Source organism: Actinoplanes sp. NPDC051346 (assembly GCF_040682215.1).
Lineage (GTDB): Bacteria > Actinomycetota > Actinomycetes > Mycobacteriales > Micromonosporaceae > Actinoplanes.
This window is the reverse complement of sequence record NZ_JBFBAJ010000003.1, coordinates 361,774-376,441: the sequence shown is the minus strand read 5'-3', so window position 1 is coordinate 376,441 and position 14,668 is coordinate 361,774. Positions and strand designations below refer to the sequence as shown.

The window sequence follows — 14,668 nt, the reverse complement described above, 5'->3', positions numbered from 1 at the left end:
GATTACATGCAGAGCCCGGCGAGGATCTCGGCGATCGCCTCGGGCTTGTGGCGCAGGGTGGCCCGCCCGACCGAGAGCTCGGTGCGCACCACGGCGGGATCGCCGGTGGCGAACCCGCTGGGCCACACCCACAACCCCGTCTCCTCGGCGAGCCGCCGCGCGTTCTCCCGGAACGTCTCGGGGGACGCCGCGAACAGCAGATGCATCATCGGCGTCTGGGGCGGGTCCGGCACGACCCGAACCTCGGGCACGCCGCCGAGCGCGTCCCAGATCGCCCGGGCGTGCCGCATCCGGGCCGGCATCTCGGCCAGCCCCTCGTCCAGCAGCCGCAACGCCGACGCGGCGCCGGGCCACAGAGCGAACAACGTGCCGCCCAGCCGGGAACGCCACTCGCGGACTGCGGCGACGTCGCCGTCCGAACCGGCGACGCAGCAGCCCGGAAGCGCCCCGATGCCCTTGTAGAACGAGACGTAGACGGTGTCGAAGAGGCCGGCGATCGCGGCGGGAGAGCGCTCGTACCCGGCGCTCGCCTCCCAGAGCCGGGCGCCGTCCAGGTGGACCGCCGCGCCCCGGTCGCGCGCCCACCGTGTCTGGGCCACCAGATCCTCCCAGGCGGGCAGCGCGCCACCGAGATCGCGCTGGGGCAGTTCGAGCAGCAGCGCGGCGATCGGCTCGGCCACCTCCTCGAGATCGTGGAGCCCGATCAACCGCTCCGAATCCCCGACGCGGCGCCCGACGAGCTGGTGCAAGCGCTGATGAGCCTGCCCCTCATGCTGTTCGAGGTGGCAGTAGGGATGCCAGACGACGGTCCGCGACTGGCGCCGGTCGGCGTGCACCCGCAGGGTCGCCGCCTGCGCCATGGTGCCGCTGGGCAGGAACACGGCCGCGGGCTTGTCGAGCAGCGCCGCGAGGTGCCGCTCGAGCTCGGTGACCACGCCGCCGTCGCCGTACGTGTCGGGTTCGGTCTCCGGGTCGATCGACGCGAGCAGTTCGCGGGGTGGGACCAGGCCGTTGCCGAGGAACGTGTCGGTGCAGGCGGCCCGCCGGGCCCGGATCTCCTCGTCCACCGTGCCAGTCTTGCGTGTCCGGCGGCCCGTGTCAGGCCGGATAGGGATGCGGGGCCCTGCTATGCAGGTGTCCATGCGCCTTCGCCCGTACGCCGAAGAGGACCTCCGTCTCACCCGGCGGCTGGAGTCCGACCCCCGGGTCGTCGGGCACCTGGGGGGTGTCGGCGACGAGCGGCATGTTGCCCAGGTGCACCAGCGGCGGATGGCCGCGGTGGCCGACGGCGACCTGTTCTTCACGATCCTGCTCGATGAGGAGCCGGTGGGGATCATCGCCGTGTGGACTGGGGAGTTCGCCGGGGAGAAGGTTTACGAGCTCGGGGCGATGCTGCTTCCGGATCATCAGGCGCGCGGTGTCGCCGGGCGGGCGTTCGAGTTGCTGTTGCCGCACGTCCTCGACAGCGGGGTGCGGGTGTTGCATGCCTTCCCGGCCGTCACGAACGGGCCGTCCAACGCGATTCTGCAAAAACTCGGCTTCACCCGTGGCGAGGACTGCGACCTGGACTACGAGGGCCGTCCGCTGCGCTGCGCGCACTGGGTCCGCGAGCTTGCCTGAAACGAAAGGAAGGGCTCCGGAGAGCCCTTCCTGATCGACAACGTCCTGGCTCAGCAGCGGATCCAGGCGAAGTTGAACAGGGTGTCGACGTCACCCTCGCTGGACCTCATCGACATGGAGCTCTTGCCGGACGACGTGCCCGCGTCCACCCGGAGCTCGGTGTTGATGTTCAGGACCTTCTGGTCCTGGCAGGGGAGGTAGACCAGCCCGGCCGACACGTCCTCGGTGTCCCAGTACCCGTTGAGCGGACCGTGGAAGTACTCCTCGGTGCGGTTGTTCTCCGAGGAACCCTGCCAGTAGTAGTTCGTCTTCTGCAGGCCGGTGGCGCCCGAGTTGAGCTTCGCGCGGCCCTTGTATTCCGCTTGCGCTACCGCGAACGTCCAGCCCGCGGGTACGGTCACCAGCACGCCGACCTGGCAGTTCTTCCGGCGGTCGGTGGGGTAGGCGTCGCCGCCCGCCGCGGCCTCGAAGTCGTAGTACCTGATCCGGAATCCGGTCTTGTCGTGGTTGCCGTACACGGCGGCCGTGCCCGGCGCGCAGCCGGAGCCGTTGGCGGCGATCACCTCGACGGTGACGGTTCCGTCCGGTACGCCCGTGACAGCCTGGCCCGTGGCGCCGGCGGGTGTTGGGGTGGACAGGGACAGCGCGAGAACCGTGCCGACTACGGCGAGAACCGCACGCCTCCCGCCGACGAGTCTTTCCTTCATTGCATTCCTCTCGGATTGCGTACTCAATATCGACTTTTGCAGCGCGCGTGCGTCATCGCCGGATGGTCGCCGGGCTCTTCGCCTCGCCAACGTTTCCGTGAATATCCTCTGACTAATGCGCTGGGACTCTCCTGGTAGTCCCGCGAGGGAATGTTAGCCATGCGAGGACGGCCGCACAAGCATCGATCCCGATCAATCGGCACCGTGACTCCAAGGTCCGGCGAACCACTGCCCACCACGATGTTTATTCCGGCAGCGGCCCGAATCGGGGGGATAATTCGGGCTTTCCCGTCGCTGGTCTCGCCCGTTATAGCCCGAAGGCGCCGAGTGCTGCTTTTCACGGCTGGCTGCGAAGATCGGTGAAATGCATTTTCCGGAGCGGAAGCCGCACAAGATTTCATTGACCCCGATCTATGCAAACCTTAACATTGGCCCGCGTGTGCCTCGTCGTATCAGCTCGAAGGGAGTCCAATGCGTAATTTGTTGGTGCGTGGGGGTGTGGTACTCGCATTACTCGCCTCATCAATGTTGTCTAGCCCGGCCGCCCACGCCGGAAGTATTCTTGACGACCCACCGGACGACCACATCGTCATCGACCTCGTCGCCATGGCCGGCTCGGGCTGCCCGCCCCACTCGGCCGACGTTGCGGTCTCGCCGGACAACAAGGCCTTCACCGCCATCTACAGCGAGTACCTCGCTCAGGCCGGTCCGGGCATCTCCACCACCGAGGGCCGCAAGAACTGCCAGCTCAACGTGCTGGTGCACGTGCCGCAAGGGTTCACCTTCGCCATCGCCAAGGTGGACTACCGCGGTTTTGGATACCTGCTCAACGGCTCTACCGCCTCGCAGCGGGCCAACTACTACTTCCAGGGCATGAGCCAGAGCGCGTACAGCAACCACCCGATCGCCGCGCCGCTGGACGACAACTGGATGGCCATCGACGAGGTCGCGGTGGCTGCCATGGTCTGGCACCCGTGCGGTGAGATGCGCAATCTCAACATCAACACCGAGCTGCGGGTGAGCAAGGGAACGTCGACGGGCACGAGCTATCTGACGATGGACTCCATCGACGGCAGCATCGAGACCACCTACCACTTCGCCTGGAGGCGCTGCTGACCTCTCGCGACACGTGACGAGGGTCGCCGGCTCGCCGGCGGCCCTCGTTCGCCGTCATCCCTCAGCAGCGGCGCAGAAGCGGCGTACCCAGGGCGGTCAGCGTCTTGAGCAGGTCGTCGATCTGCTCATCCGTGTGTGCCGAGGTCATCTGGATCCGGAAACCCACCTCATCCTTGGGCACCCCCGGATACGGCGCCAGCGTCACGTACGCGCCGTGGTCGAGCAGCGTGTGCGCCACCTCGGTCAGGTCCTCCGCGTTCGTCAGCGGAACCTGGATCAGCGGATAGCCCGAGGCGTTCGGCGTCTGCACGTCGAGGCTGGCGAGATGGTCGAGCACCCGCTGCGTCTTGCGGTACAGGTCGTCGCGGAGGTCGTCGCCGCGGACGTCGTTGACCTCGAGGCCCGCCAGCGCGGTCGCCAGGGCCGCCGTCGGCACCGGGCCGGAGTAGAGGTAGGGCGGCGCGGTGATCTTCAGGTGTTCCTTGACAGCGGTCGGGCAGGCGACGAAGGCGAGCAGCGACGAGTACGCCTTGGAGAACCCGCCGACGAGGACGATGTTGTCGTAGCCGAGCCCGTAGTGGCGGACCACGGCGTTGCCGCGGCGACCGTACGCGGTGGGATCGCCGGGTCCGCGCTCGCCGATGATGCCGAAGCCGTGGGCGTCGTCGACATAGAGGGTGGCGCCGAACTCGCGGCAGACGGCCGCGAAGCGGGGCAGGTCCGGGGTGTTGCCCGTCATGCTGTTGACGCCGTCCATGCAGACCAGGGTGGTGACCCCGGCCGGCACCTCGCGGAGCAGCTCAGCGAGGTGATCGGCATCCTCGGTGCGGAACCGGCGCATGGTGGCGCCGAGCCCGCGAGCGTGGACGCAGCCGTCGTAGACGGTGCGGTGGGCGCGGGAGTCGAGCAGGATGTGACCGGTGCCCGCGAGCGCCGGGATGACCGACAGGTGGATCTGGCTGATCGTGGGCAGCAGGAGGGTGTCCTCGGCGCCGAGCAGGGCGGCGAGCCGCTCCTCGATCATCGGGTAGAGGCGCGGGCTGCCGAGCATGCGGGACCAGCTCGGGTGGGTGCCCCAGCGCCGGACCTGGACGTCGATGGCGTCGATGATCTCGGGATCGAGGTCCAGGCCGAGGTAGTTGCACGATGCCCAGTCGACGTGCCAGCGGTCGCCGATGCGGATGCGGCGTCCGTCCACCTCGTCGATGACCTGATCCCAGAGACCCGCCCGGGTGAGCTCGGAGACACTGCGATAGGCGGCGTCGGCGGCGGGGGACGACGCGGGCGGCGAGATGGGCACCATGCGGCGATGCTAGGCGGATAGATCCACTCCTCGTTCGGCAACGGTCGCATCTGTGATCAGATGCTCACCGACGGCGGTCGATCAGCCGGCCAGCGTCCTCCTCGGTCATCGGACGGGCGAAAAGGAATCCCTGGCCGAGGCGGCATCCGGCGTCGATCAGCAGGCGGTGCTCGTCCTGCGTCTCGATGCCCTCGGCGACGACGTCCAGGTTGAGTGTCGCGGCGAGCTGGATGATGCCCCGCACCAGGTCGAGCTGCTGTGGCGAGCCGGTGATGGTGTCGACGAAGGACTTGTCGAGCTTGAGGGTGTCGACGGGGACGCGGTGCAGGTAGCTCAGCGACGAATACCCCGTACCGAAGTCGTCGATCGACATCTTGATCCCGGCGGCCCGCAGCCGGGCGATGTCGGCGTGGATCTGGTCGTGCTCGCCCAGCAGCAGGCTCTCGGTGATCTCCAGGGTGAGCAGGTGCGCGGGCAGTCCCGACCGGCTCAGCTCGGCGAACACCTGGTCCACGAAGTCCGGCGAACGGAACTGGCGCACGGAGACGTTCACGCTGACGTACGGGGTGTCGTCCGGGTGCCGGCGATGCCAGTCCGCGGCGGTCGCGACCGCGGTCCGCAGCACCCAGGCGCCCAGCTCCACGATCAGCCCGGACTCCTCGGCCAGCGGGATGAAGACCGCCGGTGACACCATGCCGCGCTCCGGGTGCGGCCACCGCAGGAGCGCCTCGAAGCCGACCGTACGCGCCTCGCCGAGCTCGACGATGGGCTGGTAGTTGAGCGCGAAAGCGTCCTCGGCGAACGCCCTGTCCAGATCCGTGCGCAGCTGCATCCGGTCGAGAACCTCGGCATGCAGCGACGCCTCGTAGCGTCGCCAGCGGCGGCCGCCGCTCGACGGCACGGTGTCCAGCGCGACGTCGGCCTGGGTCAGCAGATCCTTCGCGGTGCCGGCGTCGGCGGTGGTGGCGACCCCAGCCCGCAGGTGCGCGGCGACGAGGCTGCCGCCGACGTGGAACGTCTCGGCGGACAGGCTCGCGACCTGCTCGGCGAGCCGCTCGATGTCGGCCACGTCGGGCGCGTCCTCGATGAGCACGCCGAACTCGTCGGCGCCCAGCCGGGCCACCGTGCCCCGGCCGGCGAACACCGCGGAGAGCTGTTTCGCCACGGCGATCAGCAGCTCGTCGCCGACCTCGGGGCCCATCGTGTCGTTGACGACCCGGAACCGGTCCAGGTTGATGATCATGACACCGCAGGCGCCGTCGCGCCGGTCGCCGACGGCCGCCGCCACGTCGTCGGCGAACCGCAGCCGGTTACCCAGGCCGGTGAGCGGATCCACGTACGCGCGGGCGATCAGCTCCTGCTCCAGCCGCTGCCGCTCGGTGACGTCGCGCAGGGTCACGACGAGCCCGTTGACCCCCGGCTCCTCGCGCATGTCGCCGATGACCGCCTCGGTGCAGATCAGGGTGCCGTCGGTACGGCGTACCTGCCATTGGTTGAGGCCCTCGCCCGCCTTCCCGCGCCGGGTGGCGTCGAGCAGGTCGCGGACCCCGTCGCGGTCCTCCTCGTCGATGATCTCGAGGAGGTCGCTGCCCACCAGGTCCGCCGTCCCGACGACCTGCTCCGCCGCCGGACTCACGTACGTGACGCGGTTGTCCTCGTCGACGATCGCGATGACCTCGGTGGCGTTGAGGACCAACGTCCGGAAGTAGGCCTGGCTGTCGCGGCGGCTGATCTCCCGGTTCAGCCGCATTCGGTCGATCATGGTGGCGGCCTGTCCGGCCAGTACCGGCACGGCCTCCTGCAACCCGATCAGCGCCGGCTCGTCGGCGCCGACGAACAGGTCGCCGATCCGCGCGTCGCCGACCGCCAGGCGGCAGTGCAGCGCCAGCTCGAAGCGGGCCAGGGGCTCCGCGACCTGGGGAGGAAGCGTCACGACGTACCGAAGCTCCAGCCCGCCGGTGAGGTTCTGGGCGGCGGCGACCACCGGCTCGCGGTGCAGTTCGAGGACGACGCGGTGCTCCGTACCCGGAGGAAGCATCCGGCCGACCGACCGGCGCAGGACGGCGTCGGTCTCCTCGACGCAGGTGGAGACGAGCAGAGCCTCACAGGCCTCGCGCAGCTCCCGCTCGCGGGCAAGGGTCTGGCGCAAGTTGCCCGCGACGGCCGACATGCGCGCCAGGGAGAGCAGGATGAGCGCCCCCGACACGACCGCGATGAGGATGCCGTCGAGGACCGGCCCGCGCAGCGCCTGCACCAGCAGCGCGGCCGGCGCCAGTAGGGAGGCGACGGTCAGGACGCCGCGGCGCAGGGAGATCTGGGTACGGGTCAGCACGTGCGGCTCGGTCAGCCGGATCATCGACGGGTGCAGCGCGGCCGCGCCACCGGCGATGTAGAAGACCAGCCAGCCCAGGTCGATCGGGCCGCCCAGCTGCCAGATGCCTTCGAGGCGCATCAGCCCGTACAGGACGTCCGCGGTGAGCAGGCCCGCGCCCGAGGCGAGCAGGAAGACCATGCTGGTGTTGCGCGCCGCGGCCAGGCCGAGCCGGGCCAGGATGGCCAGCGTGAGCACGTCGCTGAGCGGATAGGCGATCGAGACCGCCTTCTCCAGCAGGCTGAGGGTGGGGTCCTGCAGGAACGGGTTGATCAGGAACGTCCAGGCCAGGAAGCCCGCACCGGTGGTGAGGATGACCGCGTCGAGCATGCCGGCCCGATCCGGGAAGCGCGCACCCGATCGGGTCAGTCCGATCAGGCCGCCCAGCAGCAGCGGCAGCGAGCCGCCGAGGAAGACGGGATCGGCCAGCGACGGGAACTGGCCGGGCGGCACCAGCACCAGCGCGACCACGGTGCCGGCGGCGAGGGTCAGATAGCCGGCCGCCAGCAGCAGCCAGGGCTGCCGCCGCCGCGGCTTGTTGCGGGCGATGCCGACGGCGAAGGCGGTCAGCGACGACAGGACGATCAAGGCCCAGGCGACGACGAACAGCGCCGGGACGAACAGGTAGACGGCTGCCAGGCACAGCGTCGCGGTGAGGTAGACGGGCATCGCCCGGCGCAGCGGTGACCGTCCCCGATCGGCGGACGTGGTGGCGGCACGGATCGCGACGGCTTTCCGCTCGGGAAACCGTGGTGGTTCGGTAACCGGATCGACGAAAGTGCCCGAAGGGGCCAAATGTCCGTTCGGTTCGTGCTGAGCGACGACGCGTGTCGCGGATGTCTCACCCGCGCCGCTTCCGCTGGGGAAGCGTTCGTCTGTACTCAAGGCAACCTGCCCGGGGCCGCGTCTGCGCCTGCCGGTGGGCTGGCGTCACTAACTCTTGATCGGCATCTGGGCTTCAGGACTGAGAGCCGGCTCTATCGGGGGGAACGATGAAGATCAGTGCAGCATCCTACTACGCGTCGGCGGTTCGGACCTCCAGCTCCGGCAGGTGCGCTGTGGGCCGCCCGGACAGCCAGTCGGCGAACTCCGCGGCCGGCAGCGGGCGGGAGATGTAATAGCCCTGGATGACGCCGCAGCCGTGTCGCCTCAGGTACTCGAGCTCGGTTTCGTCCTCGACACCCTCGGCGACCACGATCAGCCCGAGCGTACGGCCGAGCTGCAGCGCGGCGTCGGTCACGGCACGCCGGGTCTGATCGGTGGTAAGGCCGCGTACGAAGCTCTTGTCGATCTTCATCTCGTGAATGGGCAGCTCGGCCAGGCGGCCCAGCGACGAGTGCCCGGTGCCGAAGTCGTCGATGGAGAGCTTGACGCCGAGAGCGTTCAGCGCGTCGAGGGTGCGCATGCTGCGCGCCGGATCCTCCATGACGCCGTTCTCGGTGATCTCGAGGGTCAGCGCGATGGGTGGCAGCCGGTGGCGCCGCAGCGCCCGCGACACGTCGTCCGCGAGGTTGGGATCGGTCAGGATCTGCGGCGACAGGTTGACGGCCACGGAGAGATCCCGCCCGCCGCCGCGCCACTGCGCGCACGCCGCCAGCGCGGTGTCGAGGATGAACCGGGTCAATGCGGGGATCAGCCCCGCGTGCTCGGCCAGCGGGATGAACTCGTCCGGCGGCACCGGTCCGTCGGGTCGATGCCAGCGCGCGAGCGCCTCGGCGCCGAGCACCCGACCGTCCTCCGGATCGACCTTGGGCTGGTAGGCGATGCTCAGGCCGCCGGCCTCGATGGCCGAGCGCAGTTCGGCCATCAGGGTCAGCCGGCGAGGCGTGTTGAGGTCGTCCTCGGCCTGGTACGCCCGGACACCCGCCCGCGCGTGCTTGGCGGCGTACATGGCGACGTCCGCGCGCTGCAACAGGCGGTCCGGATCGAGGCCGTGGTCGGGGGCGAAGCTGACGCCGACGCTGGCCTGGGTGGTGAGGGTGAGATCGCCGACGGGCACCGGCCGCTCCACGATGCGCCGCAGTTCCTCCGCGGCGTCGAGCACGTCCCGCGCGGACTGGCAGTTCTCGACGATGACGGCGAACTCGTCGCCGCCGAGGCGCGCGACCGTGCCCCGGTCCGCGAACGACGTCTGCATCCGCTGGCCGATCTGACGCAGCAGGTCGTCGCCGACGTCATGGCCGAGGGCGTCGTTGATCTCCTTGAAGCGGTCGATGTCGAGGAGCAGCACGCCGACGGTGCCGAAGGTCGAGACGCCGGACTCGATGGCGTCCCGCAGATCGGTGAGCAGCATGCGACGGTTCGGCAGGCCGGTGAGCGCGTCGTGCAGGCTGCTGTGGCGCAGCCGGTCCACCAGGGCGATGTTGGTCAGCGCCACCCCGGCGTGTGCGGCGAACGCCTGCAACATCCGCAGGTGCTCGGCGGTGAACGTCGCGATGTCGGCGAGGCTGTCGTAGACCATGAGGACGGCCGCGCCGCGGTCCATCGCCACCGGGACGGCCATGCCGTCGACCGGCCGGCCGTCGTCACCGCCCTGCGTGCGCGACGGAGCCAGGAGCACCGGCTCACCGTCCATCGCCGGGTACCACCACGTCGACGGATCGGACCCGTTGCCCTGCCTCGTCAGGACCGGCTGCTGGGCGGAGAGGCGGAAACGCAGGGGTGGCGCCGCGCCGGTCGTGACGACGAGTTCCGCGGTGTCCGCCCGGGTCACGTCGCGCACCCGGGACAGCACGGTGTCGATCACCGTGTGCAGGTCGCGCGAACCGTCGAGGGAGCGGGTGAAGGCGTAGAGCTGCTCGACCTGCGCGTGGCCCTGGGTCTGCTGGGCGTACCGGCGGAAGACCTGGTAGATCGCGTACGACAGGATCGCCAGCAGGATCGAGGCGAGAATCTGGTTCCTGATGACGATGGCCGCGATCAGGGCCAGCGTCGTGGTGACGGTCACCATCGGGACCTGGACGAGGCTCTTGATGTCGGCGGTCACGAGGCGCCGCCACTCCTGGCTGTCGTCGTGCAGGGCGATGACCATGGTGACCAGCACGATCGAGATCACGTCCACGACCATCATCGCGGCGTAGGCCGCCACCCAGCCGCGCGGTGCCAACTCCTGAGCCGGGCCGGCGATGAGCCGGAACACAGCCGTGGCCACCGTGGCCTCTGTGGCGAACAGGGTGAGATTGAACAGCAGCTTGACCCCGCGCTGGCGGCGGAAGCCGAGCAGGCCGATCGCGCCGCCCAGGATGCGGGCCAGCACGATCGCCGCCGGAGCGCACCAGATCAGGCCCAGGACGAGCGGAATCTCGCTCAGGCTGATGGTGTGCGCGCCCCGGCGGACCGGGAACACGACCACGAACCGCTCGGCGCAGGCGAACAGCGCGGCCAGGACAAGCAGGATCAACGCCGCTCTCGCGGACAGCGGCGGCTGGTCGCGCGCCCACAGCACCTGCACCCCGGTGACGACCAGGGCCAGCACGACGGCGATCGCCAGTACGCGACCGTCCGGGGCTCGCCAGGAGAGCCGCTGCCGCGGTGTGGCAGCGCTGGTCGAGCCGGGACGGGTGTTGTCGACGGGCGCAGGCGTCACCCCGGCACGCTCCTTCCCGTCCGTCACAACGTGGCTTCTCGTACTACTCGTCGGCCGTTGGAGCGTTTTGTGAAGCATTGCCGGAAAGAACGGTGTCCGATCTCTGGTCGGGTAGGTCCGGCTGACCGAACGGATGCCACGGAAACCCGAAAGTCGGCTCGCACGGCGGCGGAAACAACCGATCAATGCAACCAGTTGATCCGGTTACTTTTCGGGAGCGTAGATGGTAAGCAGTCGTGGGCCGCGTCGCTGGCTGGTCGGAATCCTGTCGGGGGCGCTCGGTGCCACCGTCGTGGGAGCCGCGCCGGCATCGGCGGTATCGGCCACACCCCCGCAGCCGGTGAGGTCGAGCTTCCTCAGCGAAGAGTGGCTGGCGGACCAGGACGCGCACTCGCTCTACAGCATCAACAAGTGGGCCGGCGTCCACGACGTATGGAGCAGGACCGACGCGCTGGGCCGCAAGATCACCGGCGAGGGTGTCGGTGTCGCGTTGATCGACAGCGGCGTCACCCCGGTGAAGGGCCTGGCGGGCGCCGACAAGGTGATCAACGGTCCGGACCTGTCGCTGGAGTCGCAGACGGACGATCTGCGATACCTGGACACCTATGGCCACGGCACCCACATGGCCGGCATCATCGCCGGGCGTGACCCCGAGGTGGCCGAGGGAAGCGAGAAGGACTCGCGGTACTTCGTCGGCGTCGCCCCCGGCGCCCACCTGGTCAACCTGAAGGTCGCCGCCGCCGACGGAGCGGTCGACGTCTCCCAGGTCATCGCGGCGATCGACTGGGCGGTCGCGCACCGCGACGACCCGGGCCTCAACATCCGGGTGATCAACCTGTCCTACGGCACCGACTCGCTGCAGGACCCCCGCTACGACCCCCTGTCGCACGCGGTCGAGGCGGCATGGCGCAAGGGCATCGTCGTGGTGGTGGCCGCCGGCAACGATGGCGAGTCCGCCTCCCGCCTGGCCATGCCGGCGATGAACCCGACGGTGATCGCGGTCGGCGGCGCTGACCAGAACGGCACGGACTCCCGCACCGACGACATCGTCGGTGAGTTCAGCAGCCGCGGCAGCGAGGGCCGCGCGCCCGACTTCGTCGCCCCCGGCAAGTCGGTGGTCTCACTGCGCGACCCCGGCTCGTACATCGACACCGAGTTCCCCGAGGGTCAGCTCCCCACCGACTCGGCCAAGCGCTTCTTCCGCGGCAGCGGCACCTCGCAGGCCGCGGCCGTGACCTCCGGCGCCGCCGCCCTGCTGCTGCAGCAGCGGCCGGACCTCACGCCGGACCAGGTCAAGGAGCTCCTGGTCAGCACCGCGCAGGACATGCCGGAGGCCGACCCCGTCGGCCGCGGCGCCGGTCAGCTCGACGTCAAGGCGGCCGCGGACGCGGCGACCCCGCAGGCGAGTCAGACCCACGAGGCGTCCCTCGGCACCGGCTCCCTCGAGCAGTCCCGCGGCACCGCCCACCTGACCGACCCGATCACCGGAAACGACCTGACCGGCGAGCAGGACATCATGGGCCAGCCGTGGAACCCGGCAGTCTGGAGCCAGACGGCGCTCGACGGCACCTCGTGGAACGGCGGCACCTGGAACGGCAGCGTCTGGACCGGTACGGCCTTCGACGGCACGTCCTGGGCCTCCACGACCTGGACGGGCTCCGCCTGGTCCGGCGTCGACTGGACGGCGCACCAGGCCGCGTTCACCGGCCGGAGCTGGACCGGACGCAGCTGGACGGGCCGCAGCTGGACCGGGCGCAGCTGGACCGGGCGCTCCTGGACCGGCGGCGTCTGGGCCGCCAACAACTGGCCGACCACCAACTGACCCACCGACCCCGCCCCGGTACGCCACCCAACGGCGCACCGGGGCGGTGTCATGTCCGGTGATGGTCAGTGGCGAACCGGCATCAGGATCGAGTAGGTGCCCGCGGCGCGGATCGCCAGGGGGGCGATCGGGCCGTCGAGTTCCAAGACCAACTGTCCGGCTCCGCCCGCGTCCAGCGCTTCGAGCAGGAAGTCCCGGTTGACCGCCACGTGGGCCTCCTCGTCGGCGGCCCAGGCATCCTCGTCCGCCAGCCCGACGCCGCCGGACGGGTCAACGGTCAGGACCGCCACGTCGTACCCGACTCCCTTGTGCTCGCGGGTGACCGTGGCGGCACGGCCGAGGCTGACCCGCAGTGCCGGGACGTCGACGGTGATCCGCCGGGAGCCCGGCGCGGCCGGCCCGGCGAGGCGCCGGTGGTCGGGGAAGTCCACGTCCAGCGGCGCGGCCGTCAGCGTGCGTGTGGGCGTCTCGGCGGTGAGGGCGGACGGGCTCAAGTCGAGCGTGACCGTGCCGGTCAGCGTTGCCCGCAGTTCGTCGACGAACGGCAGTGGGGCGACGACCCGGACCGGCGGACCCGACACGGCGCCGGCGGCCTCGGCGACGGCGAGCCGGTAACGGTCGGTGGCCACGACGGTCAGGCCGTCGGGACCGGCCTCGAACAGAACGCCGTTGATCATGGGAAGGTCCGGGTCGGCGCAGGCGGCGAAGCGCACCGCGTCGAGCGCGGCCACCAGAGCGGCGGCGGGCAGGGTGATGCGGGTCAAGGTGCTCTCCTCAAGGTCCAGCAGGCGATGGAGCCGGGAGAGCTCACGGCGGGCATCGGCAAGACCGTCTTCCAGCCGGCGCAGGTGCTCGTCGAGCAACTCGCGCACGGCGGGACCCCGGTGCGGCTCCGCGACGGCCCGGGCGATGTCAGCGACCGGCATGCCCACCCGGCGTAGCCCGGCCACCAGGCGCGCGGCGAGGATCTGTTCCCCGCTGTAGCGCCGGTAGCCGGTGGCCGGATCGACCTCCGCCGGGGTCAGCACCCCGGCCCGGTCGTAGAAGCGCAGGGCGCTGACGCCCAGGCCGCTGGCCCGCGCGACCTCGCCGATGCCGTACATCTCGCTCTCCACAGCTCGAGACTCTGCGGCCTCGACAAGGTCGAGGGTCAAGCGTCAGTCGTTGGCGTGCAGCGCCGCGTTGAGCTCGATGCCGGTGCCCTTGCGAGGCCGTGCCTCCAGCGCCCCGGTCACCGAGTTGCGCCAGAACAGCAGGCCGTCGACGCCGGACAGTTCGCGGGCCTTGACCACGCGTCCGTCGGGCAGGGTCAGCTTGGAGCCTGCCGTGATGTAGCAGCCGGCCTCGACCACGCAGTCGTCGCCGAGCGAGATGCCGATGCCGGCGTTCGCGCCGAGGAGGCTGCGTTCGCCGATGGAGACCTTGTCCTTGCCGCCGCCGGAGAGCGTACCCATGATCGACGAGCCGGCGCCCACGTCGGAGCTGTCACCGACGACGACGCCCTGCACGATGCGGCCCTCGACCATGGACGCGCCGAGCGTGCCGGCGTTGAAGTTGCAGAAGCCCTCGTGCATGACGGTCGTGCCCGCGGCCAGGTGGGCGCCGAGCCGGACCCGGTCGGCGTCGGCGATGCGGACCCCGGAGGGCACCACGTAGTCGGTCATCCGCGGGAACTTGTCGACGCCGTACACGCTCAGGTGGCGGCCGGCGGCACGCTCGATGAGGCGGAGCTCGTCGACCCGGTCCGGCGGGCACGGGCCGGCGGAGGTCCACGCGACGTTGGCGAGCATGCCGAAGATGCCGTCGAGGTTCTGCTCGTTCGGCCTGACCAGCCGGTGCGACAGCAGGTGGAGCCGCAGGTAGGCGTCCGAGGCGTCCTTGATCGGGTCGGCGAGCGAGGACACCTCGACGCGCACCTCGGCGGTCGAGAGCCCGGCCAGCGCCTTCGGGCCGACGAGGCCGGCCGGCAGGGTGGGCGGCTCGGCGGGCAGCTCTCCGAGGCCGAGGTGTCCGGCCGGATACCAGGTGTCGAGGACGGTCCCGTCGGAGGCGACGGTGGCGAGGCCGATGCCCCAGGCGGCCGAGGTCGAGATCGCGCTACTCACACCGCGAACCCTACTAGGGGAGGTGCTTCACGTTCGGA

General features: G+C 70.3%; 10 protein-coding genes. 3 read left to right on the top strand and 7 right to left on the bottom strand.

The window, feature by feature from the left end; genetic code table 11:
- Positions 1-2 precede the first annotated feature (2 nt).
- On the bottom strand, positions 3-1,067 hold the full coding sequence (locus AB0M36_RS09985) for a beta-eliminating lyase-related protein (protein ID WP_364154989.1): 1,065 nt from the start codon (positions 1,065-1,067) through the stop codon (positions 3-5).
- A 73-nt stretch (positions 1,068-1,140) separates the two neighbouring features.
- Here AB0M36_RS09985 and AB0M36_RS09980 point away from each other — a divergent pair, with 73 nt between their 5' ends.
- Positions 1,141-1,620: a GNAT family N-acetyltransferase gene (locus AB0M36_RS09980; protein ID WP_364154987.1), complete on the top strand. Its 480-nt coding sequence runs from the start codon at positions 1,141-1,143 to the stop codon at positions 1,618-1,620.
- A gap of 50 nt (positions 1,621-1,670) precedes the next feature.
- Here the strand turns inward: AB0M36_RS09980 and AB0M36_RS09975 are convergent, their stop codons facing one another.
- The gene (locus AB0M36_RS09975) at positions 1,671-2,327 is read right to left on the bottom strand and encodes a DUF4360 domain-containing protein (protein WP_364154985.1); all 657 of its coding nucleotides are present in this window, start codon (positions 2,325-2,327) and stop codon (positions 1,671-1,673) included.
- Positions 2,328-2,798: 471 nt separating this feature from the next.
- Between AB0M36_RS09975 and AB0M36_RS09970 the strand changes: the two genes are divergently transcribed.
- Positions 2,799-3,443, top strand: a complete 645-nt coding sequence (locus tag AB0M36_RS09970) for a DUF4360 domain-containing protein (protein ID WP_364154983.1) — start codon at positions 2,799-2,801, stop codon at positions 3,441-3,443.
- A gap of 61 nt (positions 3,444-3,504) precedes the next feature.
- Here AB0M36_RS09970 and AB0M36_RS09965 read toward each other — a convergent pair whose 3' ends face one another.
- From AB0M36_RS09965 to AB0M36_RS09955, 3 genes are all read right to left on the bottom strand, one after another.
- Positions 3,505-4,746 (bottom strand): pyridoxal phosphate-dependent aminotransferase family protein, encoded by a 1,242-nt coding sequence (locus AB0M36_RS09965; RefSeq protein ID WP_364154981.1) that lies wholly within the window; start codon positions 4,744-4,746, stop codon positions 3,505-3,507.
- A 64-nt stretch (positions 4,747-4,810) separates the two neighbouring features.
- Entirely contained in the window at positions 4,811-7,786 is a 2,976-nt protein-coding gene (locus AB0M36_RS09960) for an EAL domain-containing protein (protein WP_364154979.1), read from the bottom strand.
- Between the two features lie 346 nt (positions 7,787-8,132).
- Positions 8,133-10,703 (bottom strand): GGDEF domain-containing protein, encoded by a 2,571-nt coding sequence (locus tag AB0M36_RS09955; protein ID WP_364154977.1) that lies wholly within the window; start codon positions 10,701-10,703, stop codon positions 8,133-8,135.
- 223 nt (positions 10,704-10,926) lie between these two features.
- On the opposite strand from AB0M36_RS09955, the gene AB0M36_RS09950 reads away from it, so the two are divergent.
- On the top strand, positions 10,927-12,525 hold the full coding sequence (locus AB0M36_RS09950; protein WP_364154976.1) for a S8 family serine peptidase: 1,599 nt from the start codon (positions 10,927-10,929) through the stop codon (positions 12,523-12,525).
- A 65-nt stretch (positions 12,526-12,590) separates the two neighbouring features.
- On the opposite strand, the gene AB0M36_RS09945 is transcribed toward AB0M36_RS09950, so the two are convergent.
- Together AB0M36_RS09945 and dapD are read right to left on the bottom strand one after the other, a co-directional pair.
- Complete coding sequence (locus AB0M36_RS09945) at positions 12,591-13,628, bottom strand: MerR family transcriptional regulator (protein ID WP_364155415.1); 1,038 nt, start codon at positions 13,626-13,628, stop codon at positions 12,591-12,593.
- A 54-nt stretch (positions 13,629-13,682) separates the two neighbouring features.
- Entirely contained in the window at positions 13,683-14,630 is a 948-nt protein-coding gene (gene dapD, locus AB0M36_RS09940; protein WP_364154974.1) for a 2,3,4,5-tetrahydropyridine-2,6-dicarboxylate N-succinyltransferase, read from the bottom strand.
- Positions 14,631-14,668 lie beyond the last annotated feature (38 nt).